Origin of the sequence: Streptosporangium sp. NPDC006930 (assembly GCF_040635605.1) — a bacterium.
Taxonomy (GTDB): domain Bacteria; phylum Actinomycetota; class Actinomycetes; order Streptosporangiales; family Streptosporangiaceae; genus Streptosporangium.
This window is the reverse complement of sequence record NZ_JBEYID010000003.1, coordinates 109,248-135,724: the sequence shown is the minus strand read 5'-3', so window position 1 is coordinate 135,724 and position 26,477 is coordinate 109,248. Positions and strand designations below refer to the sequence as shown.

Below are 26,477 nucleotides of genomic sequence, written 5' to 3'. Positions count from 1 at the left end.
TCTAATTTTTAGAAGGCAGGGTGAAGACAAGCGCTCCTTGCCGTCGCCGAAGTTTCGGTGACGGCAAGGAACGCCATTAAGCTACGGAACCATTCCTGGTTTGGCGTATCGCGAATTTTGGTCCGCGGGCTTCCAACAAAGTTGGTCCATTGTCTCTATGTTGGGCATTTGAGGAGAAGAGAAGCGGTTGAACCAGCTATCTGCGCCCGCTCGCAAGACTCTTTCCCGACTGTAGAAGCGAGTGAGGTACGCTCCCGCCCTCTGGTTGGGCCCTGTTTCTCTCCCATCCATGGCGCAGACAGATAAGTGCCGATGCTTATCGCGGTCAGAGGTACGTTCCAGCGCGGTCGCGGGCGGGAATTCGTCACAATCTTGCGGAATGGGCGTCGCTTTGCCGTACTCTTTCCAGAGGCTCCTGCAGCGGCTTACCGCTCTACCTCTTGTTGTCTCGGCCTGTTTGTCGGTGCTTCGGGTGAGCCGATCACCTGGGCTGGGTATCGAATTTGTGGAGTAGTTATAGCAGCCTTTAATTTCCTTAGTCGGCTTCTTAGGATAGGTGTCTGCCTTGTCGTAACAGGCCTTCCACACGTGCTTATAGGCGATGTCGTAGTCGCTTCCGAGCTTCCATTCAATGGACGGAGAAACTGGCGCTACACATCCGCCAATGAACTGCTTGTTGATATATGCTGCGGAGTCGCAGCGGAGCTTGAAGTCTTGAGGAGTTGCCCCGTTCGACCATTCGGGTTTAATGGGATCGGACCATGTCCCTTCAGTTTTGATCCATGGCGAGAAATTGCAATTCGAGATGAGATCCGTTCCGTTCGTGTCTCCAGGAGCAGCACGAAATCGCCACGTAGCTATCTTTTCGTAATCTTCATCGGACGGGTGAGCAATTGTTCGGAGCTCTTCACCAGTCTTCATTGTATTATTGTGTTGCGGGTTACCTCCCCAATGAGTGATATGCCGGCAGGCAGTTTGATTTCGCGCAGGACTGAGGCCGACGGTGTATTCTCCCTCCAAGAAATCATAGTCGCTAAAGGTAAACTCCCGCGCATACACGTCGAAGTACATATCTCGACTTGTCTGCCCAGCTGCTTGTCCCTCAGAGCCGTTGAAGGTGCTAGCGATGAGCATAAGATAGAACCGACCTTGATCGGCTCCATCGGAGACGAATTTCACAATGTGTGTCTGGCAGGAGCTGAAGCGGTTCTTCGCCCAAAATGCCTTATTTTTGTTGTTCTCTTCGAACTCCTCCCAGCATTCCTCTGGTGTGATGCGATCGTACTTCATCGGTTCCTTGGCCACCGCTCTGATGGCTGAACGCGATGTGCTCTGGCTGCCAGCGGGAAGCTCTTCCCCAATAAGGCTGCCGTCCACCAGTTCATTGATTTCCGAGTCCGACAGCACCCGGTTGTAAACCCATACCTCGTCTAAGGTGCCAATCATGCTTGTGCCGAGGGTTAGCGGACCGGTGGAATTCCACGACGGGAAGCTGATCGGCACGGTTCCGATAACGTCCACATCATCGCCCTCCTCCGCCTCCGGCAACCCGATCGTGTTGCCGTTCAGGTAGAGCTTCACTGTGCTGGCCGTCTGGTCATACACGGCGGCGAGGTGGAACCATTCATTGGGGACGGGCTTAACGCCGGACATTACCCCTTCATGTAAAGCGCTCGCTGTGTCAGACGAGGCCAGGGTGAAAACCAAGCCCTTTTCGGGATCGTTACCCAGGCGGAATGGCGCAGTATGTGTACCCTTCTGCTCCAGAATGGTGTAAGTGCCGTTAGCGTCGTTCCATCTGACCCAGGCAGCGACCGTAAAGCTCTGGTCGGTGCGGATCACCGGCCCAGCGGTCTGGGCCAAGGGTTCCTCGCCAGGCTGGGGAACGCTGATAGTGAAGGACTGCCAGCTCGACCAGATGGACGTGGCGGTGGATGAGACCGCGCGGGCCCGCCAGCGTACCTGCCACCCGTCGGCCAGTTTGTCCGCTGGGACGGCGATGCTCGCCTGGGTGCCAGCCGGGACGTTGTCGGCGCCACCGGTCCAAATCTGGCCGCTGCCCTGCCCGATGGGTGCGGACGGGTCGTGCTCGATCTCGGCCTCGGCCCGCAATGGCTTGCCGGCTGGGTCGCTCACCTGAACCAACAGTGCCGGAGTGCTGGTGGGAGTGACGGTGGTGCCGCCCACTTCCTGGGACGGGATGACTTGAAGGGCGCCCACGGACGGTTCGGAGACCGGGTCGGGGACATCGATGGTCAGGGCCTGCCAGTCCGACCATGGTGAACCGACTGTGGTAGCGGTGTTCACCGCCCGGACCCGCCAGCGCACCTTCCAGCCGTCGGTCAGCTTCCCACCGGGGACGGTGATGCCGGCCTGGGTGCCGGAAGCGACGTTGTCGGTGTTGCCGGTCCAGATCTGGCCGGTGCCCTGCCCGGTGGCGGTCGGGTCGTGCTCGAGTTCGACCTCGGCACGCAGCGGCTGTGCGGCCGGGTCGTTGACCATGGTGCGCAGGGTGGGAGTCACGCTCGTGGTGACGGTGACGCCGTTCACGACCTGTGAGGGGGTGACCTGGAAGGCGCCGACCGTCGGGTTGGGTACGTCCATGGTCGCCGTCTGCCAGGCCGACCAGGCCGAGGTGGTGGCGGCGCCTGTGTTGGCCGCTCGGGCCCGCCAGCGGACCTTCCAGCCGTCGGTCAGCTTGGCGGCTGGGACGGTGACGGTGGCCGGGCTGCCGGAGGCCACCGCAGGCGAGGTGGCGGTCCAGATCTGGCCGGTGCCCTGGCCGGTGGCGGCCGGGTCGTGTTCGATCTCGAATTGGCCGGTCAGGGTGCCGCCGATGGTGTCGGAGACGGTGGCGGCGAGTTGTGGGGTGAGGGAGGTGACGGTCGTGGTGCCACCTGAGTTCTGGGCGGGGGTGATGGCCAGGGCGCCGATGGTCGGGGCTGAGGCCGGGCCGGTGGTGGTGACGGTCAGCGTCGGCGGGCTGTTGAACTCGAAGGTTTCCTCCGAGGCGGGAAACACTCGGTAGTTGTTGACGTTGGTCTCGGTCGGTGACTGCAGCACCAGGCCGTGGTTGGCCGCGCCGCCGGCCCAGTCCTGGGCGATGGCGGTGACCGGCCACTCCAGCGCGGTGGGATCGGCGCAGGCCGAGTCGTAGCCCGCCCTGTTGGTCTGGGCGTCCTCGGTGGTGGAAGTCGGCTTGTTGGCCCAGTGTAGGTTGTTCTCATCCCACGCACTGGTCAGGCGGCGCACTTGGATGCCCGCGCCGACCGTGCTCCCGCACCCCTGGGCGGCGATGTTCAGCAGCGACAGCTTGGCGTCGCTCACCGTGGCGCCGGTTAGACCGGCGGTGTCGAAGCGCAGGTGGACTCGGTACTTCAGGTTGCCGGTCTGGGTACCGGCCATCATGACGGGGCTGGTCGGGTCGGCCGGCCAGTCGGCGTCGTTGGTGGAGGAGACCTCCACGTCGTGGTTGAACGGCAACGTGGTCGTCGGATCCACCCGCACCGGATACCTCGTGGCCGGGTCGGACAGGAACGCGTGATCGGGCTTGAGCACCAGCTCCGTGCGACCGCCGGTGGTGACCACCTCAGTGGCGATCTTCGCGTGCCTGGCCCGCGGAAGACGGCCCTGGGCCAGGTGAGCCCCGGCGGAGGCGTCCCACATCACCGGCTGCGGCGCCGAGGCAACGAGTTTGTTGTCCTTACTCTTGTCTGTGCCGGTCGTACCGGCTTTGGTGTCGGTGAGCAGCAGGCGTCCCCCCTTACCCTCGGTAAGGGTCAGGCTGCCGGTGTCCACCCCGATTCGCAGTTCCAGTGACTTGGCGGGCCGCTCGCGCAGCACCACGTCGTGCCGGAACCCGGTCGGCAGCACAGTGACCACTAGATCGGCACCCTTGCCAGCCGCATCGGTGTAGGTGGCCACGTTGTCCTTGACCGTCGGTTTCGGGAGCGTGGTCGGCCAGGTCAGCGCGTACCGTCGCCCGTTAGTGGTCATCTTCACGAACGCGCCTGTGCCGCCGGTGGAGACCTCCATGTCGACTTCGGAGTCGATCACCTTAGGTTTGAGCGTCCCGCTCTGCTCGACCAACGAGGGGTCGATCGGCCTCCACACGCCACCCTGCCGGGTCCGCACCGGACCGGCCGCGATCTCGGTTTTAAAAGACTTTCCGTCAGGTTGAGCGTATGTGATGCTGGTCGCAGTCGTTGTTTCAGCGACCTCGACGGGCTTGCCCTTGGCAACAGCTCTCTGCGCTGCCGCTTGACGTGCTGGTTCAAGTCTCTGCCCAGCGCTAGTCTTCTCACCTGTTCCAGCAACGCTCACGTTCGACAGTGCTGAATTAGTGACCCCTGGTGTCCAGATAACATTGTCATTCACGGTCGCCTGGTGATCATTGCCAGACAAATCTGCAGCGACATTGCCAGTTCCTTCGGCAAAGGACCAGCGGGCAACAGTCCCGTCAACAGGTGCAAGAAGAGGCGATTGAAGGTCATCTGTCGAGATAGTGCTAGCGTCAGGTGAGTTCACCATTGCCGCTTCCATTTCCGCGGCAGTAACCGGCTCAGGCGACGGTTCAGTGGCTCGTAGGCGCCCTTGGGCGGCGAATGCCTCTAGTTCTTCCCGCGTGACTGGCGTTGACTCGCCAGGAGCCAAGAGCAGCACGGCCCTGGGGTGCTTAGGCTCAAAGTCGACCGTGAGTCTGGGGCCGTGGGCGGGGTAGCCGCTGGTCTGCTCGCGGGTTCGGTAGCGGCGCCAGTTGCGCAGTTCGGATTCGTCGCCGGCGCGAAGTTGGAATCCGTAGTTCGTCTCGCCGTCCGCCCAGTCCTGGACGATGGTGTCGACTGAGTGGATGAGGTCGTGCTCGTAGTTCATCGAGCCGGAGCAGTCGGGGCTGTAGGCCCCGTACTCGGTGTCCGCGCCCACGTTGGTGACCGACGGCTGGCTGTTCCACTGCAGGTCCAGATGGTCCCAGTCGGAGGTGACCCGTCGGGCGGTGATGCCGGATCCGACGAACTGGCCGCAGTCGTTTGACAGGTAGTTCCACAGCTCCAGGTCGGCGTTCTGAATTTCGGAGCCCCAGAACGGGTCGCTCGGCTGAGGAAGCGGGAACTGAATGTAGGCGCGCCAGCGCTTGGCGATGTTACTGGAGTAAGACTTGCCGACCCACATCTGGTCGCGGTAATGCATGTCCCAGCTGTCGGTGAGGTCCACGTCGTTGATGTACGTGTCCATCGGGTCGCCGGGAGGACAAGGTGTGCCGAGGGTGCACTCGTACCAGTCGTCGTCGACGGCGGCCATCGTCACCGGGAACGTCGTTGCCGGGTCGGCGAGGAAGGCCGGGTCGGGACTGTACACCAGCGCCGAGCCGTCCAGGCTCACCTGTGCCCTGCCGATCCGGACGGCGCCGAGGTCGGCGTTCGCATCGGCCGCGACCGCGTCCAGCAGCGCCGCGGGCCGGATGTCGAGGCTGTGCTTGCCGTTGTCGCTCTTCAGCGTCGGCTTCCCCTTGGCGTTCCTGCCGAAGGCGATGCCCTTGGGCAGATCCACCGGGACACGGAAGGTCACCGGTCCGGCAGGGCGTTCCCGGATGACGATCTGCTGGCGGAACCCGGTCGCGGTGGCGGTGACGACCAGGTCGACACTCTTGCCGTAGACGGAGGAGTAGGTGGCGGCGCTGCCGTTGAGCATGGGCTTGGGCAACGTGCGCGGAGCATCGATCCGGGCGGCGAGGCCGCCGCTCTTGCTCTTGATCGCTTCGGTGTTGCCGCCGGCGGACAGCGTCAGGTCGCCTTTGGCCGCCTTGGGCTTGATGACTCCGTCTGCCTCGACGAGGGTGGTGTCGATCGGGGTGAAGCCGCCGCCTGCATTCTTGACCCGGATGGGCTCCAGGTACTGCTCCATCCGCAGGGTCTTGCCATCGGGGTTGGCGTAGTAGGTGGCGGTCTCCGAACGCAGTGACTCGATCTCGATGCGCCGGTTGTCCTTCTTGGCCTGTGCCAACGCTTTGCCGGTGGGCGTGGCGGGAGCGCTCGGCGGCGTCTTGGGGGCGGGAGTGGTCGTGGGGGGTGGCGTGGGGTCCTGGGCGATCGCGGGCGCGCTCATCAGCGAGAGCGGCATGGTCAGGGCCACGATCAGGGCAGCGCGACGGCGCGTCCGGCCAGATAAGCCAGACGCTGTTTGTGATGGGTGCACTCGATCCTTTCGAACATATGCGCCAAAACAGAGTGATCATCACACGCTTCGCAACCATATGTAAAGATCCTTTTCAGTAACAGGAAAGACGGATTCCGTGACCGCCGAATCTGCGGAGTGAGCAGGGGATTTGCGCCTTGGTCACCAACCGGAGGCTGGCGGTGCATCGTCCGTGAGCGTCGTCGGAGGCAGCAAGGTACGTCTGCTGCAGAGCAGGCGCATCTGGCCATGACGGTTCCAATGAGGATCTGGCCCACATTTCGTGGCCGACTGGGTCATGCCCGCCGCGCGAGCCAGGTCGTTCTGGCTCCAGCCTCGCCCCTCGCGCATCGCCCGAACCGTTCTGCCCAGTTCGTAGGCGAGACGCATGGCTTCATATGCCTCGACCGCACCCGGCTCGGCTCCGCTCGCCCTCGTCAACCATTACTCCCTATCCAGAATGAGGTGTGCACGCCTGAGATCTTCTGGCGTATCCACGGACATACTGGCGTCTTCCACCAGAAGAACCCTGACCTCCATGGAGTGCTCGAGAAAGCGGAGCATCTCGACGCCTTCGGCCTGTTCGAGCACGCCTTGGGGCAGTGCACGGAATGCCTCGAGAGCTGTGGGGGTGAATCCGTACAGGCCCAGTTGCCGAACGTAGGCGGGGCGGGAGTCGCGGGGATACGGGATGGGCTGCCGGGAGAACATCAGGGCGGCGCCGTCGGCACGAGTGACGACTTTGACCACGTTGTGGTCCAGGACCGAGGCTACTTCCCGCAGAGGGGCACAAGCATTGACGGCGATGGCCGACGGACCCGACAGCGCCAGGGCAGTGGAAACCGCGTCGATCGCCGCCGGAGAGACGAACGGCTCATCGCCCTGGACGTTGAGGTAGCCGTCCGCCTTCAGGTAGCGAAGACATTCGGCGACTCGATCGGTGCCGGTGGGATGGTCTCGAGTCAGCAGACAGGCCATGCCGAGCCGGCGGCAGGACTCTTGAATGCGTGCGTCGTCGGTGGCGATGAAGGTTTCCGCGATGCGCTTGGCCTGCTGGCAACGTTGGTAGACATGCCACATCAAGGGCTTGTCGCCCAGAAGTGCGAGAGGTTTTCCAGGGAACCGGGTCGAACCGTATCGGCAAGGAATCACGGCGACATGGCGTGGGGTGACGCCTCCTGATGAGTGCATGGGGATGGCTCCTGGATAGAGAAGGTCTACGAGGACAGGAGGGTCGCGAGCTTCACCGCGACACCGGGTGAGGAGCAATCGGCGGGCTTCAACCAGCAATAACCACCGATCTCCTCGGGATGCAGGGTGATGTCGAGGCTAGGCATCGAGAATGGCGCGGATATGGTCGTGACTGACGGACATCTGGGTCACCCTTTGAAATAGCTAAGCCAGATCTCGGCGATGATCTGGCGTGCATCCAGGGAGAGTTCATGCAGGCCCGGGGCATGGTCCTCGCTGGTCAGAAGAGCGGTGATAGCGAGGATCTCGGCCTGCACGAGGTGGATATAAGGACCGACCGTCGCACCGTGCAGGAAGTTGACGGCGTTACCGTCGGCCAGGACGTAGAAGTAGTGGCCGGTAGTGGAGTAGCGGGTGAGATGGGGACCGACCTCGGCACGGCGGTAGAGAGATGCGAGGGCGGTCAGTTCGAGTTCGTCCTCAGAGGAAGTGACCGAGGCGATGTAGGCGCCGTTCGTAAGCACGGCGAAATCCTCATGCTTCAGAGCGAGGTTTCCCGTGGCGCACACGACGAGTCCGCAACCGCGGACGGCCTCGCCGCGGGTGTTCGAGACGCGGAAACCGTGGGAACGGGCCTGGACCCGTTTGACCGGGTCGTCGTCGTAAACGACGACCCGGACGTTCTTGGCGTGGAGCGTCCGGGCGATGGAGTTGCCCAGCTTGCCGTACCCGATGACGCAGGCGTCGAGGCTGCCGAGGATGTCACCACGCGAGCGAATCAGGGCTTCGGTGGAGAAGACGATCGAATGGCCGACCAGATGGTCTTCAGGTTCCTTGAGAGGGGAGCGGGCCACCGAGTAAATGGGGCAAGGCAGTTTGTCGAGCGCGAGGTAGCGCTGCAGACCGTTTTCCGTGTCTTCGATGACACCCCGGATCCGGCCGGAGAACTGCGCACAGATCACCTCCAGGCCAGCGGCGAAGTAGCCGCCAATGTCGAGAAGCAGCAGGTCCTGACCGGCGGAAGCCTCCTCCAGATAGTTCAGCGCGGCTGCGGGGTCAGCGAACCGGGCCCGGCTGAGCGAGTCGAGCGTGAAGTGCTTGCGGGCTTCCGCCGCAGCCGACTCGAAGATCGACTTGGGTTTGGGCAGCACCGCCGCGACGCGGGTCAGACGGGCCATGGCGTGGAGGAAGGCCGGGCGTTCAGCGAGCAAGTGCGTGATGATCACGGAGGAGGCCGACTCAGCGTCGGGGAAGTGCTCGGCAATGCGCCGGAAGAAGGCGTCCAGCCGGGCTTTCTCGAAGCTCTCCACAAGGAATTCCCCTGGTAGGCGGGTGACGTGTACTCAGACGGCGACGTGCTGAGAGGAGGCGAGCCAGTCCAGTTGCGCAGCCATTCCCGTGGCCAGGTCAACGCGGGGGCACCAGTTCAGCAGGCGTCGTGCGCTGCGGGGATCGGCATGGGTGGCGGGGACATCGCCGTTACGGGTGCTGGCCGTCTCGACCTGCACTGGTTTCCCGGTAAGTCGGCGAGCGAGGTCGATAACCTCGTTCAAAGAGGTGGTGACACCCCCACCAATATTGATCACGCTGTTGTCGGCAGGGGCCGTTGCAGCGGCGACGGTAGCGGCGACGATGTCGGTGATGTAGGTGAAGTCACGACGCTGGCTGCCGTTGCCAAAGAGCTGGACAGCCTTTCCGTTCAGAGCAGCGGTGAGAACGCGGTGCATGAACATGTCCTCGCGCTGGCGCGGGCCGAAGACGGTGAAGTAGCGCAACGCCACGACACTGGTAGCGCAGTCCGGACGAGCGGCATGTGCGAGGCAGAGTTGTTCCTCGGCGAGTTTGGTGACCGCGTACGGTGAGGCGGGCCGTGGGTGGTCGCTCTCTTTACTCGGAGTACCGTTGGTGGCCCCGTAGACGCTGGAAGAAGAGGCGACGACAAGCCGCGGGATACGGAGCCGAGTGGCGGCTTCCATGATCCTTTGGGTGGCGAGGATGTTACAGGCGACGTAGTCGCCGAACTGCGGACCCCAGGAAGGTCGGACGCCGGGGATGCCGGCGAGGTGGAACACCGCGTCCGCGTCGAGCAGGAGGGGTTCAATGGCGCAGGTGAGCAGGTCTGCGGTGATGGAAATGAACCCGGAGTGGTCATGCATGGCAGCCAGGTTCGCGGCGGCGGCATGGTCGGCTCCGGCACCGCGGCGATCCACTCCGATCACGGTCACACCGTGCTGAAGCAGAGCGAGCGCCAGATGGGAGCCAATGAAACCGGCGGTGCCGGTGACGACGGCTCGGCGCGGTGTTCGCAGGCGCACGCCAGAGAAAAGCGATGAGGCTTCGGGCATAAGAAGGTCTCCTGCTTAATGGATGACACGGTCAGAAGAGCTGGTCGAGCAGGGTACGGCCATGTGCGGCGAGCCGGAGATCACCGCTCTGGTATCCGCGAACCAGCGCGGTGAGCGCCTCGATGACACCGAACCGTGTGAGGAGGTCATGCTCGGGCTCATCCAACGACCGGCCATAGCCGTCGAAGAACGCCTGGCGCAGATGGGGGTTCGACCGCCAGTGGCGGTGTTCCAGCCGTGCGAAGTCCCGGATGCGGGCATCGAGCCGCGCATGCTCGAAGTCGAGCACGTGTACCCGCCCATCCGAACCGACGAGCCAGTTCCTGGGCTGGTAGTCCAGATGGCAGATCGCACTGTCCATGGCCGTGACGGCCAAGGCGTCGGCACAGGCGAGCAGTGTGCGCCGCTCGGGCGCGCTGATCAGGCCCGCGACACGCGCACGTCCGACCCACAAACGGATCCGTTCAGCCAGAAAGGCGGAGATGCCGTCCCCGGGGTTACCCGGCACGACCTGGTGAAGGGCTCGGAGGGTGGCCCCTGCGGAGCGATGAACGTCCCGCTCTGCTGATGTGCCAGGTGGGAGGTCGGCGGCGCCCAGCCCTGGAAGGAAGGTCAGCAGAAGTGAGCGAGTGCCCGGGTCCGTCGCAACCATTCGCGGGGCACGGTCACGCAGGTGAGGACCCACGGTGATGTAGGCGTGCGTCTCCTGCCTGAAGCGTCCTGAGTCGGTATGCCGCTTGACGACATAGTGGATGTCATGAACGTCAACGAGTGCCAGCAGATGCGGAGGCAGCCCAGGCATGGAGACAGCACTGACCGGACCGAGGGTCTGTCGGGCGAAGACGAGACGCGGGTCCTCGACAGCGATCACAGCGCCGCCAGGTGTGCGGTGTCGTTGTGACGGTCAAGCATCCAGCGGCGTTGCCCCAGCCGGTTTAGATGAAGTTGCCAGCGGTTCAGAGAGCCATGATCGACGGTGAATCCTGCTTCGGTCCCAGGGGGGAGGCCAAGCAGGAGAGTGTGCGCGGCAAGCACGGTCTCACCATGAGCGGCGAACAGGACGCGCTCACCGTCGTGACGCTCGATCAAACTGGTCAGGGATACTCCGGCCCGCCGCAGGTAACCATTCCACGTGTCGGATCCGATAGCCCAAGGCCGGCTGGGATGAGCGTGAGGGCCTCCGCCGAAGGCGGTCTTTACCTCGTGCCAGGGTCGGCCATCGGCGTCTCCGTGGATCGGCCCATCAAGACCTGGCTCGATGGTCAGTGGCAAGCCCAGAACTGCGGCGTATATCTCTCCGGTCTGCTGGAGGCGCAACCGAGTTCCGGCATAGATCGTGGTGAAGGGCACTTCCGCGTGCTCGGTGGCGATTCGCCGCGCGGTCAGGGTCGCTTGGCGCCGTCCCGGTTCGGTGAGGCCGGTGCAGGTGCGCGGGCCACCGACCAGGCCGTCAACGTTGCACCGAGCCTGCCCGTGCCGGGTGAACAAGAGCTCTGTAGTGATCATTCGTGTCCTTCCGGCTGGATGACGGGGCACATCTGCGACCAGAGATACCGGTAGCCGCCGCGTCCCAGGTAGGGGGCGGTGAGGATGCGGTGCAGCTCGGCGTGGCCGAGCAGTAGCGACATGCTGGTGCCTCCCAGGCAGGCGTCATGGCCCGCAGCTGCCCGGTTGTAGACGGCAAGCGCGTTCTGAATGACAGTCAGCGAGAGCGGGCCGTACGTCATGGCCAGGGTGACGATGAGCTTGGCGAGGTCGTAGCCGAACGGGGCGAGGGTGAGATCGTCGACATCAATGATGATCGGAATGCGCTGCTCGGTAATAAGGATGTTGCGCGGGTTGGTGTCCTTGTAGAACGTCACGGGTCCGATGGCGACGGCATGCAGGAGCCTTTTCGCGGCGGCCAGGTCTTCGTCATCAGTCAGGTGATGAGTACGACGCCGAGCGTCGAACGCGGCAAGGCGGGGAGCAAGGAAATCGGCCATCGTGTGACCTGCGTGCAGCGGATGGGGAATGTCCAGGCGTGCCCGGTGCAGGTCGCTCACCCAGGCGGCTCCGTGCGCGTCACCCAAGAGAGCGGCAAGCATCGGCAGGTCCCGCACGCCCGGGGGGCGCCCATCGACGTAGGTGAAGTCGATGGACGTTGCTCCGACCGCTTCGATGCGGGGCTGCCGGAGCGGACTGGCGTGCTCGGCCAGCCATGCGTGGTGCCGTACGGCCCGCGCGCGACTCTCCGTGGTTCGGTAGACCTTGGTGAAGACTGGGGTGTTCATCGCGCACCTCCCGGTTTCCGTGCGAGCAGATAGGTGACGATCGAGGTGGTGCTCACCGGCGCGTCCGACAGGCGAGCGCGCAGCGCGACGGCGATGGCGGCGGGGGCACCGTGTAACTCGGCCGGGAGGTGATACTTCGGGCTGGTGGCGAGGTATTCGGCGACGTGGCTCAGGTCAGCGAAGGTGAAACCGTGCTCTTCGTGTTCGAGGTGCTCGATGGGCAGCACCGGTTCGGTCAGGCCCGCCAGGTTCGCGCTGTGCGCCGCCGCGTACAGGCTTTCCCGATGCGGCGCGTCCGGGTCGAGCCCGGCGTTGGCGACAAGGACATCCAGGTCTCGGTAACTGTCAGCGGACTTGGTGACCAGAATGGCGATGCCGCCCGGAGCAAGGGTCCGGGCGATCTCCGTTATGACTGCCTCCGGCCGGGACGCGTGGTAGAGGCAGAACGCGGCGACGGCCACTGTGCACGTGCCGGATGGTACGGGCAGATGGTGAAAGTCCGCCTGGACGAAGGACGCCGCGTCGCCTGTGACTCCGAGCCGGGCGCGGGCGTCATCGAGCATCGCTGCTGAGGCGTCGATACCGATGAGTCGTCTCGGCCGCAGGCGCTCGGTCAGGACACGGCTGCTGGTCCCGCGTCCGCATCCTATGTCGATCACCAATGACGGCTGAGGGGCGAGCAGGTGTGCGGACGCCAGGTCGGCGATGACCTCGGCGACCGGACGGCCTCTGGTTTTGGCACGGTGTAGGGCCGAGGTACGGGCGGACAGTCTGGAGGCGTCCCGGTACAGCCCTTCTCGCACTGTCGCGTCGAGAAAGGGGTTGGTGGAAGCCGTCACCGGCTCCACCTCCTGAAGGAGGCGGCGAAACGTGTTATGTCTGGTGAGCGACTACCTGCTCCAGCCAGCGGCGGGTGTGACGTCGGCTGGTCAACAGCACCACGTCGGCGTGCCCGCCGTACTCTTCGATCTTGGCCAACACGCGAGGCCGCATCTTGCGCCGGTAGGTAGCCACATAGCGCAGCACGCCCCAGTGGATGCGGTTGTAGATCCCGCTGTCCCTGTCCTGGCCATGACCGTGCTTGAGCTGTCGGGAGAAGACTCCACACAGCGCCACCACGGTGGGCATGTCCATCAGGATGACGGTGTCGCAGAGCTCCAGCCGGACCTGGAGCGTGGAATTGTAGTTGCCGTCGATCACCCAGCGCTCGCCGCGCACCAAGTCGCGCTGGAGCGCCTCGAACTTCTCGGACGGTAATGGGTTCCATCCGTCGTCGTAGTAGACGGAGTCCAGGTGGGTCACCGGCGCATTCACGATCTTGCCCAACTCGCGGGCAAGATGGGACTTGCCACTGCCTCCGCAGCCGACGATGGCGACCCTCTGCATCTGCATGATGCTCCACGATAGTCAGACCGGTGGCTTGCGGCTGGACATCGACGCGGGCTCGTTCAAGTACGACGAGCCCGCCGCCCAGGGCACACGGAGGAATCACCCGAGTCCCCTTCCTGGACGGACCGCCTCTGCAAGATCGGCCAGCACTGCTTCGATAGTCCGGACCTGAGCGCTGAGCCGGAACAGCTCCAGGTGGCGCAGACACCCGGCGATCAGCTTCACATGCTCCCGGCTGCCCGCGATGGCACGCAGATGTACCAGCTTGTTGATCACAGTGGCTCCGTCACGGACGATCAGCCAGGAAGGCACGAACCGCTCGACGCGCCGGATGCCCGCAGGCGCAAGCGGCAGGCATCCGGCCAGGACCGCCTCAAAAATGCGCTGGGTCACCTGACCAGCCAGTGCGTATCGCTGAGGCAGGAGCAACACGGTCGCCAGCGCGCCACCGTAAAACTCGTGCACCTGAGGGAAAGGGATTCGCCCGAGAAAAGCGACGTGCGGCCAGCGGCTGGTGTCGGGCCACTTTCCGGCGACCTGGTGCGGGAACCGTGTGGCGGCGGGAGCGAGGTAGGTGTCGAACTCCTCATCGCGGTCGTACTGGTTGCCCACATAACCCAAGGTGATCGGCCTGGGAGAAGCCGCGAGGGCATGCGAATCGACGCCGTCCAGCAGTGCGTCATCAACGGGGAACAGCAGGCTGCGTGCTCCGGTGCTGGGCGCGAGGGCGGCCTCACACACGATCACGCCGGGCCGATGACGCCATGCGCTGCTGGTAGGCAGTTGCCGGTCCTTGTCCCAGATCACCGTCGGGATGCGCGAGGCGATGGTGTAGTGATCCAGAAGCTCATGCTGCCGGTGCAGGTCGCAGGTGTGCCCAGGAGTTCCACACGGAGTGGTGTTGCGGCCTGGAATGTTCCAGCGCCATTCCAGGAACAGCACGTCGATCTCGGGAAGTCCGCATGCGAAGGTGTAGCGACCGTCGAAGTCGTCACCGGCCTCCAACCGGTCGCGGTCGGCTTGGAGGAAGACCAGTTGATGTCCCTGCTTGATCAACGCGTCGACCAGGGGGCGGCGGTGGCTGCGTCCTCCATCGGGAGTGTCGGTGATCCCGGGTCCAAGAAAACCCCAAAAGCTGTAACCGATGATCACTTCGTCACCCACTTGCCTTCCAGGAGCAGCGCGTCCAGCCCGGAGACGGCCAGACACTCCAACGCCATCCGCGGCGTTCCGCAGATCGGCTTGCCCTTGATGTTGAGGGAGGTATTGATCAGGACGGGAACACCGGTCCGGCGGGCGAACGCCTCCAGTACGGCGTACATGAATGGGTTCTGGTCCTTGGTGACGGTCTGGAGGCGTGCGGTCCCGTTGGCATGGATGATCGCCGGGATCCGAGCACGGGCGAGATCGGTGACGCCGGAAGCCATGGACATGAATGGGGCGTCCTGCCCGAGGGTGAAGTAATCGGCGGCATAATCTGCCAGGACCATCGGGGCGAATGGCCGGAATGGCTCACGGAACTTCACCGTGGCGTTCAACCGCTCGACCACACCTTCGTTCAACGGGGAGGCGAGAATGGAGCGGTTGCCCAGCGCCCGAGGACCGGCCTCGATCCGCCCCTGGAAGAGCCCGACAATACGTCCGCTTACGAGCTGCTCAGCCAGGTGTTCGGCAAGGTCACCCGACACGTGTTTCAGCGTGAGAGTGGGCCATGGCGACAGGTCGAGTTCCGGATCGGGGAAGGACGGACCCAGGTAACAGGCTCCGGCGATGCCGGACAACGGCCGTTCACCCGCGTCAAGATGAATGGCCGCTGCCGCACCAATGGCGGTTCCCGCGTCTCCGGGAGCCGGAGGGACGAAAACCTCCTCGAAGATTCCAGCATCGATAATCCGGCCGATGCCGACGCAGTTGGTCGCCACTCCTCCACCGACGCACAGACGGCGTGACCTGGTCAAAGCCTGAGCACGACGGGCCAGGTGCACCATGACCACGTCGGTGCGCTCTTGCAGGGCGGCGGCCAGATCACGGTGAACCTGTTCGACGGGGGCGTACGAGTCGCGGGGCGGGCAGGTCTCGGCGACGAAGCGAGGCGACAGCCGCGGGTAGCCGGAGGACAGGACCCGGATCGGGAAAAGAGCCGGATCCAGGGTGAAGCCATCCGAGGTGAGGCGGATAGCCCGGATGAACAGGTCGCGGAAGCGTGCCGGGTCGCCGAGAGCGGCCAGCGCCATCACGGTGCCCTCCTCGTCTCCGCGCCGCCAGCCCAGGTGTTCGGTCACGGCGCCATAGGCGTAGCCGAGCGAGGCTGGATCGTGCAGGGCGTGCAGCGTACGAAGCTCAGGTCGGCCGGGAACGCGCTGGTGAGCGGTGGTGATCGTGGTGGTCTGTGTCTCGCCAAGGCTGTCCACGACGAGCACGGCGGCAGAATCCCAACCGGATGCGGCGAAGGCATACATCTGATGGGTCCTGTGGTGGAGGACCGGCCGTACGCGCGCACCGGGAAACATCCGGCCCAGGTCATGGGTACGGCGGGTCGTACGCAAGGCGACCTTGGCGAACCCGGCCGCCCGAGGCAGCGCCCGTTCCCGTGTTTCAGCCGAGCGCAGCAGACGGGCCGTGTCAGGAACGGTGGCCAAATAGTGAGGGGCATGAAAGTTGTAGGCGACTGCGTCCACGTCGGCGGCGGTGATGCCGGCTTCCCGCAACAGCCACCGGACGGCATGGTGTGGGTAGTCCCTCGTGTGCTTGATCTGCGACAGGCGTTCTTCCTCGACGAACCCGATCAGCTCGCCGCTCACCAGCAGCGCTGCGGCCGAGTCGTGGGTGTAGGAGCACAAGCCCAGCACGACCGAAAGGGGTGATGTCGTCACCGGGCTCACCTGCCCCCTTCCGTTATCGTCGCGCGCGACCGCAGTTCCTCGTACCAAGCGCGCAATGCCTCTCCCAGTGGCCCACGTGTCTGGTCCGCGAGATGCTGCGCTCCGAGACGGTCACCGCTTTTCCACATCCTGTAGCTGTGGAGCACTTCGGCTGCTGTGTCCCAGCCGGGATGGCCGGTCAGCTCTCCCGTCTGAGTCCGCGTCAAAAGCGCGTCGAAGCCGTGCCATGGCGTGGCCAGCGCGGGTAGTTCCGGCGCCTCGGGAATCGTCCTCAGCGCGGCGGCTTGATCGATGTCGCGTTCGTAGATGTGCAGGGAGTCGACGTGGTGGTGGTAGTCGCCGAGTTCGGCCCCCAGCCATCCGGCCATCAGCTCATGCAGGATGGTGGTGAAGAACAGGTCGTATGGCAGACCCACCCACACGTCCTGACCGCGCATGCTGGTGGACATGTGTAGCCGTCCCTTCCGCAGATGGAAGCGGAAGCCGAGAGTGCATGGGACGTCCCGGTGCCCGACGGCATCTTGGGTGGGGTCATAGAGCTGGACCACCGCACGGCGGGACTCTGGATCTGCCCTCAGGATTTCGATGACCCGTGCCAGTTGGTCGATCTGGCCACCCCATCGGCGCATCCGCGGGCCGTAGGCGCCACGCAGAACTCCCTCATCGGCGAACTGACGGAGCCGCCCGTTGAAGTCGAAGATCCATGGGGCGTCGGAGCCTGACAGAATCCACACGGTCTCGGCGATAGCGAAGGCCGGGTTGAGGATGCGGACCGGTGGAGCGAACAATAGCCTCGCCCGTGGCCGAGTCAGCCGGAAGTTCACATCCAGAACCTCCCTGGTGGCCATGCCGCGAGGGCTGACGGTCTGCCCGCCGTTCATGGTCAGAGCCACTGCCCCGCCGAACAACCCGGCGACGCTGTCGGCCGTCAAGGTCATCATCAGAATTTTCCTTTCTGGCTCGCGATCAGCTGAGCAGCTGGAGCGAGGCGTCGTTGTCAGGAGCACGTGCTCAGCTCGACGGGCTGAGGGCGAGCTTTGCGACGGCAGCAGCGGTCGCGCCGTCCCAGCGGCACACGGCGTCCTTCGCCCTACCTGGGACAGACCTTCGATAAGGGGAGGCGGCCAGGTGAGAGAGGGCTCTGACCACACCGGCCGCGTCTACGCAGGCACGGGCCACCTGATGTTCGGCCAGACCGAGGGTCTGTTCGCCGGGCAGGCGGAGCTCAAGCGCCGGCACGTCCAACAGCATCGCTTCAATGCCACATGTGGATGAGACCGTCACGAGGGCGTCGGAGCCGGCCAGGCAACCGCGTGCCCCTATCTCTGGATCGGCGAAGGCCACTCTCGGCCCATGAAGAGCCTTGACCATGTGGGGGTCCTGCGCTGGGTGGGGAGCGATGATCAGCCCCCAGTCCCCCTCCGCTTCTCGTATTCCTTTGAGAAGGATCTCCGCCTGCGCTCGCAGACGGCTGCGTGAGAACGGCTGGCAAGCCCAGACCGCGATCCGTTTCGGCGGTCTGCCGCCTTCTAAAGTGAACAGGTTGTCCAGGTATCGGCGTTGGCGTGGGCGATCCGCTGAAGCGAGAGCGTCGAATCGCGGCTGGCCCAGCACGTGGATCTCGGCGTCACCGCGCCGTGTCCATCCGGCGGCCAGGTCGGCGTCTCGCCCGCCCATGACGACGATGTGACGGCAGTGCAGGGCGGGCCAGGCCACCGATCCGGGAATCCAAGCTCCGTGCTGCACGTAGACGGTCCGCACACCGAGACGGTCGGCGACGTGTACGGCGAGTGCGCCGAGCGGGCTGGTGTCATTGCTGAGAAGCATCGTCGCGGGCCGAGTGGCGGCAAGGATGTCGTCCAGCCATGCTTCGGCGTTCACAGTGGCGCGCCAGGACGGCTGAGTGCATCCCGCACTGCGCTCCAGTAGGGAGGCGGCAAGATCGGCCAGACGATCGAGCAGGACCAGATGCTCGCCGATCAGCACGGATCGGCTGTCATCCGATTGCCGCGTATTTATGGAAAGCCCTCCGGGGGCGAGAAGACGGGTGCGTGGAATTCGATGAACCGTGATCAACGGATCCTCGACCTTCGGGCACCGTTGTGCGGGATCGGTGGCCAGATCCAGGAGAAGGCTCCGCTGTCTGTGACGGCTTATCTCCGACAGGACCGGCAGTAGCGTCCCGGCGTGGCGCGATGACCACGACAGGGCGACCACCGCCGCCGTCTGGGAGGTGATGGGAACGTCCTGGATCTCTACGCCGGTGCACGAGCAGTGTGACGACGGTGTCAACGCGGCAGGGATCTCCGCACCGAGGAGATAGGCGATTCCCGGCCAGGTGATCGTGTAGGAGCGGTACTCCTGTGAACTGCTGTCGCGTTCGCCGATGAGCCGCTGTCCGGGAGTAACCGTGATGGGACCGGAAGCGGTCGCGAACGGCGGCCAGGCCGACAGGACGAGCAGTTTGCGTACTATCTGAGAGACCAGCCGCCGCACCGGCACCTGGTGAACGTGCAACCACGAAGCGCCGCCCGGGGTCGTGGCGAGGTCCAGCGCAGGCGACCCGAGCGCGCTCATCACATGCTCGACATACCGCTTGATCTCGCCGGGATCGGCCTGATGCGCGTCGAGTTCCTCCATGTGAATGTGTGGTTTCATCGAAGAAGTCAGGCTGGCGGCGCACACCAAGCTCCAGCTCGGCGTGATTGACGGCTGTCTTGTGAGGATCAGCGCGAAATCGTCGGCCGTGGTCATCTGACGCTCCACGGAGGAGCCGATGATGCCGCAGGAGCTCGCAGGTTTCGTCCGATCTGAACAAGGCGAGTGGGAGTTTCCACAACCACGGGAAATGGTGTGGTGGGAGCTCCGTATCCCCACCCGGCATGGACATACCGCATGCCTGCGCGTAGGGCGGCCTCCTGGTCCACCGCCATGTCGCCGACGTAGACAGCCTGCGCCGGGTCCACTCCGAGCTCGACCAGAGCAAGCAACAGAGCATCGGGGGCCGGCTTGCCGCGTTCACTACCGGGAGTACGCACCGTACCGAACAAACAGTCCAGACGTTCCAGGAGCGGAGCCGCCCGGTTGAGCGGCTTCGCGGTCACCACCCCGAGCGACCAACCGTCCCGGGTGAAGGCATGCAACGCCGCCTCGATCCCGGGAAACGGTGGGGCGAGGTCGGCCCACTTGATGGAGGCCTCGTCGTAGGTGGCGTGCAGTAGCTCGACCTCGCGCAGACCGAGCTGTCGCATGATGTCGGGGAAGGGCCGACCGACGTGGCGCAGGTATTCCTCGAAAGGGACATCCACGTCGTGACGTTCCTGAACGACTTGCCAGGCCTTGCACATCACGACACGGGTGTCGAACAGAACGCCGTCCAGATCGAGCAGTAGCGCTCTGCGAGGTTCGGCGGCGGGCGATTCATCGTGGGAACGAGCGGGCGGGGCGCTCATGTCACGGCTCTCCTTTCTGAAGCGGATCAGGGGTGTCAGAAATCACGCGGAGTGCGCACTGTCGCGACGCAGGAAGGTGGTGATCCGCTTTCCGTTCGCGGCGACGGGAGCTGCGACCCATGACTGGGTGAGAGCCGCGACGATCTGTAGTCCGCGGCCGTTCTCCTGGTCGTCAAGAGCAGTCCGGGGTACGGGAAGGATCGGCGAGCCGTCCTGAAGGTGGATGCCCACGGCGTCCGGCCACAGCTCCAGAAGCAGAGTGACGGTCTCGATGTTCTGGACCGTGAGGCCGGTGAGTTCCTCCGGCCCTTGGCGGCGTGCGTGACGGAAAGCGTTGGTGACCAGTTCGCTGACGATCAGGACGGCATCATCGACGAGGTCCTGTTCTCCCCATGCCCGCAGGATGTCCGTGGTGAAGACACGTGCCCTTTTCGGAGTGAGCGAATCGACGGTCATCTTCAGCTGGGCGTACAGCGTCATGTTCGAAAGGGCGGCATCGTCGGTGACGTTCATCATGGTTGTCTCCGGTCAGCCGCTCCGGATGCGTCGTTCTGCCTTTTCGCGCAGCGAGAGCGCTGCGGGTACGACGGGCTGGGGACGCCGTCGATAGCCATGTCAGGCTCCTTCCTGGAGACCAGATGCGGGCACTCTGTGCTCGACCACCGTCACCGTCCGAAGCGATGCGGCGCCGTGCTCAGACAACCTCTTCAGCGGTCGTTCCGGAAGGATGCATCGGTGGTGTTTGTGGACACGCCGGGGTGCACGGAGGTTGTACGCCCCGCGTGGTGGGGCATAGCCGCAGGATCCCGCGGTGGTACATGCTCACCACGGACCATTCGGCGGGATCATGGGCGTTGACTCAGAGAGAGGACACGACATGAACGGCAGTCACATCGACCCAGCAGGGGGCACCGGGTTCGGCCTGGCCGGAAAGCGTGTCGTCGTCACGGGCGGATCGCGCGGACTGGGCGAGCAGATTGTGCGGAGGCTCGTCCTCGAAGGCTGCTTCGTGGCAGCGTGTGCCCGCAGCGAGAAACACCTACGTCAGCTTGCCGAGTCACTAAAGGTTCACGGTGAGAGCGCCCTGTTCATAACGTCCTTGGACGTGACCACTCCGGGACTATTGGAAGAGTTCGTCGCTGAAGCGGCCTCTCGATTCGGCGGGCTGGACGGCATCGTGGCATGTGCCGGTGGGGCGAGAGGCGGAGCACTGGGCTCGGCGACACCTCAGGACTGGACAACCACGTGGGAGCTGAATACCGGTCACTCGGCTCGGCTCATCTCGGCCGCCGCTCCGCACCTCCGCGCGTCAGGCGGTGGATCCGTCGTGATCGTCTCATCGATCTCCGGTTGGAAGCCGGGACCTCAGTCCCAGTACGGGGCTGCGAAGGCCGCGCAGATCCACCTGGCCACCTCGCTGGCCCGGGAGCTTGGGGCGGACGGGATCCGGGTCAACGCCGTCTCTCCGGGCTCCATGCTCATCCCAGGCAAGCGGTGGGATCGTATGCGCACCGAAGAACCAGAACGATTCGCCGCGTTCACCCGGGAGTTCCCCGCTAGGCGGCTGGTGGATCCGGCAGAGGTCGCCGCTGTGATCGCCTTCTTGCTCTCTGATTCGGCGAGCGGCATATCCGGAGCCAATATTCCTGTGGACCGGGCACAGAACGCACCGACCCCGGACGGCTACTGACCTCAGGCCGCCCCCAGAACGGGCCGCGCCTGCCGCTCGAACCGGCGTACCAGCGGCTCCGCGCGGTGTGGTTCCAGCCTGTGCCGGAAATCGCGCAGAGCCTGCACGGAACGTTCGGAATGAACCGTGCCCAGCAGGCTCAGGGCGGTGGTGGCCGCGTCTATGGCCTCGTCCAAACGCCGCTGTTGCAGATGTGCGGTGGCCAGGACGGACTGGCTGATGGCCTGGCGTCGGCGCCGGTCGGCATTGGCGCGCACCGAATCATCAGCGAGGTGCTCGGCCCGGCGAGCATCGCCCAGATCGCGGAAACAGTGGGCGGCTTCGGCCTCCAGGTAATGGTGATCAAGATAGCGAACCCAGGGCGACTCCTGCTCGGGTCCGTCGCTGGCGTCCAGGGCATCATCTGCCGCCTTCAACGAGGCTGCGGTCTCCGCTGAGCGCTTGAGAGCGGCATGCCCGCGAGCCGCCATCGCGTGCAGCCGCATCAGCCCGAGCGGGCTTCCCGCGCCCTTGGCGGTGACCAGCCCGCTGCGCGCGAGGGCGACCCCTTCATCGGGACGGCCGAGACTGGTAGCCAGATGGGACAGGCCTGCCAGGATCTGTCCGCCCAGCACTCGGTCCCCACCTTCGGCGCAGAGTCGCAGCGCCTGGATCATGTAGCGCTCGGCCAGGCCGTACTCGGCCGAGTCGTAGGAACTCCAGCCTGCCATCGCGGCCAGCTTCGCCGCCGCAGTGAACAATTGGCCGCGCTGCCGTTCGGGTGTCCCGGATCGATGGAGCATGGGGACGACCTCGCTGGTGAGGTAGTGCACAACGCTGGAGCGCACCTGTCCACCGCCGAAGCGGTTGTCCATCTCGTCGAACATCGCGATCATCGCGTGGACGCGCTCGGCGGGACCGCTGTTCGCGACAGCAGCCAGATGTGTGGCCTGATCGTCCTCAAGAAGCCATAGCAGCCAGCGACGCTGCGGGTCCATCAAGGCCGTGGCGACGAAGGGCACACTGCCAAGGAGCGCGCGGCGGGAGACATCGGTGGAGCCGAGTTCGGCAAGCGTACGCAGAGTTTCACCCACGTCCTCACCATAGGTGAGCGTGCGAGCCACGACAGGACGTTCAGGCTCTACCAGGAACCCGACATCGACCGGACCGAGCGCACGCCCAAGCCGTTCGGCCAGCGCAGCGGCTATGAATTCCGGGACATGGCCTCGCGGGTGCATTCCCTGTAGCCAACGAGTGACAGATGCCTTGTCATAGCGCGTCACCACTCCCTGACGTCCTGCCAGCTCGTTCACCCGACGCGCGAGCGCACCGTGGGAACACCCCGCCTCGGAGAGCAGCGCTGCCAGCGTCGCGTTGCCCCCAAGAATTGCTCTCTCGCCGCCCATACGTTGATGATGACTGCCCGAGGGCAGCCCGCCTCAGTATTTGGCCCCAGCTGGCCTCTGAATACAACCTTTCATACAACCGAACAACCCCTCATCCCTTGAAGCTACGTCGAGGCCTCGCTGGCAGGCACTTCACGGAGCTTGAGGTTCCCCGTGGTCCGGCCCCGGCTCAGCAGCGAGAACCGTTCTGCCCAGTTCGTAGGCGAGACGCGTGGCCTCATATGCCTCGGCCGCGCCCGGCTCGGCCATTCGACGGTCTCTGAGCTCTTGCCAGCTCTCCTGCTCGCTCACGCTGTCTCTTCTTCCTCGTCGACGGTGTGTGCCGGTTCGACACAGCGACGCATGGCTCGCCGAGCCCGCTCAACCTCACGGTCCTCACGCGCCCGCGTCTTGTGAAACACAGTCAAGAGCACGATCCGGCGATCCGCACCGGAAAGACGGGGTCCACAAGTCGCCATATGGTTCTCATACTGAGCGCATGCCCTTACTTTCGAGGTTATCTCGTGCGTTCGTCGCGGTCATGGTCGCCGCCACGGTCGTGATCGCCCCGGCCGGGCCGGCGTCCGCCGGAATCTGGCAGCTCACCGACAGTTTCGAGCTGGCGACGAACCCGGCGTCCCGGTGGAGCTTCACCACGAGCGGCACCTGCACCGGCCCCATCTTCAGTAATTCGATAAGCGCGCCCCGCACCGGCAGTGGCCTGGCCGCCATGGAGGCCCACAAGGGCGGCGACTGGTGCGCGCTCGGCCGGACCATCACCCTCACCCCGGTGAGCGCTCATCCCGGAGCCCGCTGCACCGCCGGCGTCTGGACGCAACTGTGGAACGCGTCGACCTCCTTCAACCTTGAGGTCATCGACCCCGACACCTGGAATTACATCGCCCTCAAGTCGGTCGTCCAGGACTGGTCGGAGGGCTGGATACTCCACACGGTCAGCTGGACCGCGCAACGCACCGACGTCGTGCTGCGGTTCGCCGTAGGCAAGCGGCACACGCACGTGTTCTCCGCGCACGTCGAACTCGACGACGTCGTCGTGCAGTGCGCCTACTGACCAGGCCGCCCAGGGCCGGGACACCACAGCCGTGCGTGTTCCCGGCCCTGCCCGGGCGGCGACGGGTGACGGATGCCCTGTCATGGCGCGTCACCGCTCGACATCAAGGAAGCACGGCCTCCCAGCGGGCGATCAAGGTCTTGCCTCCGGTGGTCACCGTCACGTTCTCCGCCGCCTTGCCCAGGGCGGTACGCAGCGCCGTCGCCTCGTCTCCCCGGTAGATCTCGGTGCCGAAGTTGCCGCCGGACGCGGCCTCGATCGGGGTGATGATCCCCTCGGGCCAGGTCGCCTGCCGCATCGGCCTGGTACTCGGGTCCTCGTACATCGTCACCGTGATCGGCGCGGTGACATCGGGCGTGCCGGTGGCGCGGATCCGCGCGGTCAGCTTCGAGAGGCGCTCGGTCGCGGCGACGACCGGGGCGTCCTCCGTCGTCGGCGTCCCCTCCAGCCGGGTCTCGTGGGTCCTCCCTGCGGGGTCCACCACGGTGACGACGGCGAAGGGCTGGTCGGTGGCTCCTCCCGTACGGTCGAGCGTGCCCTCCCTGCCGACCAGGGACTCGACCAGCCCGGCCCGCAGGTCGCGCAGTTCGGCCGCCGGGAGGGGGACGACGACCAGTTCCCCTTCGCGCAGTGAGCCGGCCCGTCCGTCGGCGGTGACGCTCATGCTGTCGCCGCCCTCGCACGTCATCCCGCCGCAGCTCATGAACCGGACGACGACGGCGTCCGGCCGTTCCCCGGCGGGCGCGGTGGTCTCGACTGCGACGGTGGTGGCCCCCGAGCAGCCGACCACGAGGAGGAGCGGGACGACGGTCCGCAGAAAACGCATCACCTCCCGGAAACGGATCGGGCGCCCGAGCGGTTCACACCCCACCGGACCATGCGCCCTTCTCCGTACCTCCCCGCATCCCTTCCCGAACCGGGAACCGCCGGCGACGACCGGCGACGACCGGGTCGACGGTCTTGACGGCCTCCGGCCGGGAGACCGGTGACGTTCGTGAACAGGAAGCGGGTGACGATCGGGAGAAGAGGGCCCGGTGAAACCGTCAGGGACGGGCGGCCTCGGCGGTCGTCCTGGCCCAGCGGTAGTCGGCCTTGCCCGCCGGGGAGCGGACCATCTCGTCGACGAAGGCGAAGGTCCTGGGCACCTTGTAGCCGGAGATCTTCTCCCGGCAGTGGGCGTCGAGTTCCTCGGCCGTCGGCGCCGTGCCGGGACGCGGCTCGATCACCGCCACCACGCGGGTGCCCCACCGCTCGTCGGGGATGCCGGTCACGACCGCGTCGAAAACCGCCGGATGGCCCTTGAGCACCGCCTCGACCTCCTCGGGGAAGACCTTCTCCCCGCCGGTGTTGATGCACGCGGCGCCCCGGCCGAGGATCGCGATGGTGCCGTCCGCCTCGACCTTGGCGATGTCTCCGGTGAGCAGCCAGCGGACGCCGTCCTTGTCCGTCACGAAGGTACGGGCCGTCTTGGCCTCGTCCTTGTAGTAGCCGGAGGCGACGCGGCCGCTCCTGGCCACGGTGCCCAGCTCGTCCGAGCCGGGCTTGACCGGTTCGAGAGCCTCGTTGAGCACCGCCAGGGTGGCCTGAGGGCTCGCCTGGTAGCGCAGCCCGGACTCGGGGGAGGATCCGGGAACCGCCGAGGCGGTGTAGCCGGACTCGGTGGAGCCGAAACTGTCGATGATCATCTTGCCGGGCAGCAGCTCCTCCAGCCGCTCGCGTACCGAACCGCTGAGGATCGCGCCGGTGGAGCTCAGCACGAACAGCGAGGACAGGTCGTAGGCACCGGTAGCGATCTCGTCGGCGAGCGGGCGGGCCATCGCGTCCCCGGTGATGTTGAGCGTGAGGACCCTCTCCCGCTCGATCGTCCGCAGCACCTCGGCCGCGTCGAACCTGCGGACGTACGCGATCGTTCCCCCCATGCACCAGGTGATGAAGGTGCCCATCTGGGCGGCGCCGTGCATCAGCGGGGCGGCGGCCATCATGGTCATCTCTCCCGCGGCCGAGGCCGCCTCGATCACCTCGCCGGGGGTGGCGCGCGGCTCGCCGTAGGGGTTGCCGCCGCCGAAGGCGAAGAACAGGTCCTCGGTACGCCACATCACCCCCTTGGGCATGCCGGTCGTGCCGCCGGTGTAGATGATGTAGAGGTCGTCGCCGGAGCGTTCGGGGAATCCGCGCGTCTCCGGCTGCCCGGCCAGCGCCTCCTCGTACGGCACCGCGCCCTCGACCTGGGACGGTCCTCCCACGGCGATCAGGTGCCGCAGGGCGGGGGCGTCGGGGGCGGTGGCCGCCACCCTGGCGTCGAACTCCACGTCGAACAGCAGGGCGACGATGTCGGAGTCCCGGTAGAGGTAGAGCAGTTCCGCCTCGACGTAGCGGTAGTTCACGTTGACCGGCACGGCGCGGATCTTGAGGGTGGCGAGCAGCCCGGCCACGTACTCGATGCCGTTGTACAGGTGTATTCCGACGTGCTGCCCGGCGCGCACTCCCCTGCTCCGCAGGAAGTGGGCGAGCCGGTTGGCGTGCGCGTCCAGCTCGGCGTAGGTCACGCGGCGGTTGCCGCAGACGACGGCCGTGCGGTCCCCGATCGCGTCGGCGAGTCCTTCGAACAGATCCGCGTGGTTGAACTCCATTCGCACCCCTCCTGGGGG

21 protein-coding genes are annotated in these 26,477 nt (G+C 65.3%); 2 read left to right on the top strand and 19 right to left on the bottom strand.

The window, feature by feature from the left end:
• Nucleotides 1–81: 81 nt before the first annotated feature.
• The 16 genes from ABZ664_RS07015 to ABZ664_RS06940 all read right to left on the bottom strand — a co-directional run bounded on the left by ABZ664_RS07015 (nucleotide 82) and on the right by ABZ664_RS06940 (nucleotide 20,219).
• Nucleotides 82–6,117 (bottom strand): DNRLRE domain-containing protein, encoded by a 6,036-nt coding sequence (locus tag ABZ664_RS07015; RefSeq protein WP_362504217.1) that lies wholly within the window; start codon nucleotides 6,115–6,117, stop codon nucleotides 82–84.
• 216 nt (nucleotides 6,118–6,333) lie between these two features.
• Nucleotides 6,334–6,561, bottom strand: coding sequence for a helix-turn-helix transcriptional regulator (locus tag ABZ664_RS07010; RefSeq protein WP_362505102.1), 228 nt, complete (start codon nucleotides 6,559–6,561; stop codon nucleotides 6,334–6,336).
• Nucleotides 6,562–6,615: 54 nt separating this feature from the next.
• Nucleotides 6,616–7,362 carry a 3-deoxy-manno-octulosonate cytidylyltransferase gene (locus tag ABZ664_RS07005; RefSeq protein ID WP_362504214.1) on the bottom strand — a complete coding sequence of 249 codons (747 nt, stop codon included), beginning with the start codon at nucleotides 7,360–7,362 and terminating at the stop codon, nucleotides 6,616–6,618.
• A 188-nt stretch (nucleotides 7,363–7,550) separates the two neighbouring features.
• Complete coding sequence (locus ABZ664_RS07000) at nucleotides 7,551–8,672, bottom strand: adenosylhomocysteinase (protein ID WP_362504211.1); 1,122 nt, start codon at nucleotides 8,670–8,672, stop codon at nucleotides 7,551–7,553.
• A 33-nt stretch (nucleotides 8,673–8,705) separates the two neighbouring features.
• A complete protein-coding gene (locus ABZ664_RS06995) occupies nucleotides 8,706–9,707 on the bottom strand; it encodes an NAD-dependent epimerase/dehydratase family protein (RefSeq protein ID WP_362504208.1) in 1,002 nt (333 codons plus the stop codon).
• 31 nt (nucleotides 9,708–9,738) lie between these two features.
• Nucleotides 9,739–10,578 carry an aminoglycoside phosphotransferase family protein gene (locus ABZ664_RS06990; RefSeq protein WP_362504205.1) on the bottom strand — a complete coding sequence of 280 codons (840 nt, stop codon included), beginning with the start codon at nucleotides 10,576–10,578 and terminating at the stop codon, nucleotides 9,739–9,741.
• Nucleotides 10,575–11,213 (bottom strand): histidine phosphatase family protein, encoded by a 639-nt coding sequence (locus ABZ664_RS06985; RefSeq protein WP_362504202.1) that lies wholly within the window; start codon nucleotides 11,211–11,213, stop codon nucleotides 10,575–10,577. Before ABZ664_RS06985 ends, ABZ664_RS06990 begins: the two co-directional genes overlap by 4 nt.
• Entirely contained in the window at nucleotides 11,210–11,980 is a 771-nt protein-coding gene (locus tag ABZ664_RS06980; RefSeq protein ID WP_362504200.1) for a phosphotransferase, read from the bottom strand. The genes ABZ664_RS06985 and ABZ664_RS06980 overlap by 4 nt, the downstream gene beginning before the upstream one ends.
• A complete protein-coding gene (locus tag ABZ664_RS06975; RefSeq protein ID WP_362504197.1) occupies nucleotides 11,977–12,819 on the bottom strand; it encodes a class I SAM-dependent methyltransferase in 843 nt (280 codons plus the stop codon). Before ABZ664_RS06975 ends, ABZ664_RS06980 begins: the two co-directional genes overlap by 4 nt.
• 34 nt (nucleotides 12,820–12,853) lie before the next feature.
• Nucleotides 12,854–13,372 carry a topology modulation protein gene (locus ABZ664_RS06970; protein ID WP_362504194.1) on the bottom strand — a complete coding sequence of 173 codons (519 nt, stop codon included), beginning with the start codon at nucleotides 13,370–13,372 and terminating at the stop codon, nucleotides 12,854–12,856.
• A 96-nt stretch (nucleotides 13,373–13,468) separates the two neighbouring features.
• The gene (locus ABZ664_RS06965) at nucleotides 13,469–14,533 is read right to left on the bottom strand and encodes a hypothetical protein (protein WP_362504191.1); all 1,065 of its coding nucleotides are present in this window, start codon (nucleotides 14,531–14,533) and stop codon (nucleotides 13,469–13,471) included.
• Complete coding sequence (locus ABZ664_RS06960; protein WP_362504188.1) at nucleotides 14,518–16,242, bottom strand: carbamoyltransferase C-terminal domain-containing protein; 1,725 nt, start codon at nucleotides 16,240–16,242, stop codon at nucleotides 14,518–14,520. The genes ABZ664_RS06965 and ABZ664_RS06960 overlap by 16 nt, the downstream gene beginning before the upstream one ends.
• 5 nt (nucleotides 16,243–16,247) lie before the next feature.
• Nucleotides 16,248–17,192 (bottom strand): thymidylate synthase, encoded by a 945-nt coding sequence (locus ABZ664_RS06955; RefSeq protein ID WP_362504185.1) that lies wholly within the window; start codon nucleotides 17,190–17,192, stop codon nucleotides 16,248–16,250.
• 70 nt (nucleotides 17,193–17,262) lie between these two features.
• Complete coding sequence (locus ABZ664_RS06950) at nucleotides 17,263–19,005, bottom strand: hypothetical protein (protein WP_362504182.1); 1,743 nt, start codon at nucleotides 19,003–19,005, stop codon at nucleotides 17,263–17,265.
• The gene (locus tag ABZ664_RS06945) at nucleotides 19,002–19,703 is read right to left on the bottom strand and encodes an HAD family hydrolase (RefSeq protein ID WP_362504179.1); all 702 of its coding nucleotides are present in this window, start codon (nucleotides 19,701–19,703) and stop codon (nucleotides 19,002–19,004) included. The genes ABZ664_RS06950 and ABZ664_RS06945 overlap by 4 nt, the downstream gene beginning before the upstream one ends.
• 42 nt (nucleotides 19,704–19,745) lie before the next feature.
• The gene (locus ABZ664_RS06940) at nucleotides 19,746–20,219 is read right to left on the bottom strand and encodes an ATP-binding protein (protein WP_362504176.1); all 474 of its coding nucleotides are present in this window, start codon (nucleotides 20,217–20,219) and stop codon (nucleotides 19,746–19,748) included.
• 361 nt (nucleotides 20,220–20,580) lie between these two features.
• Here ABZ664_RS06940 and ABZ664_RS06935 point away from each other — a divergent pair, with 361 nt between their 5' ends.
• Nucleotides 20,581–21,393: an SDR family oxidoreductase gene (locus tag ABZ664_RS06935; RefSeq protein ID WP_362504173.1), complete on the top strand. Its 813-nt coding sequence runs from the start codon at nucleotides 20,581–20,583 to the stop codon at nucleotides 21,391–21,393.
• Between the two features lie 2 nt (nucleotides 21,394–21,395).
• Here the strand turns inward: ABZ664_RS06935 and ABZ664_RS06930 are convergent, their stop codons facing one another.
• A complete protein-coding gene (locus tag ABZ664_RS06930) occupies nucleotides 21,396–22,778 on the bottom strand; it encodes a hypothetical protein (RefSeq protein WP_362504170.1) in 1,383 nt (460 codons plus the stop codon).
• 478 nt (nucleotides 22,779–23,256) lie between these two features.
• On the opposite strand from ABZ664_RS06930, the gene ABZ664_RS06925 reads away from it, so the two are divergent.
• The gene (locus tag ABZ664_RS06925; protein WP_362504167.1) at nucleotides 23,257–23,829 is read left to right on the top strand and encodes a hypothetical protein; all 573 of its coding nucleotides are present in this window, start codon (nucleotides 23,257–23,259) and stop codon (nucleotides 23,827–23,829) included.
• A gap of 103 nt (nucleotides 23,830–23,932) precedes the next feature.
• Here ABZ664_RS06925 and ABZ664_RS06920 read toward each other — a convergent pair whose 3' ends face one another.
• On the bottom strand, nucleotides 23,933–24,655 hold the full coding sequence (locus tag ABZ664_RS06920) for a hypothetical protein (RefSeq protein WP_362504164.1): 723 nt from the start codon (nucleotides 24,653–24,655) through the stop codon (nucleotides 23,933–23,935).
• 217 nt (nucleotides 24,656–24,872) lie between these two features.
• Nucleotides 24,873–26,459 carry an acyl-CoA synthetase gene (locus ABZ664_RS06915; protein WP_362504161.1) on the bottom strand — a complete coding sequence of 529 codons (1,587 nt, stop codon included), beginning with the start codon at nucleotides 26,457–26,459 and terminating at the stop codon, nucleotides 24,873–24,875.
• Nucleotides 26,460–26,477 lie beyond the last annotated feature (18 nt).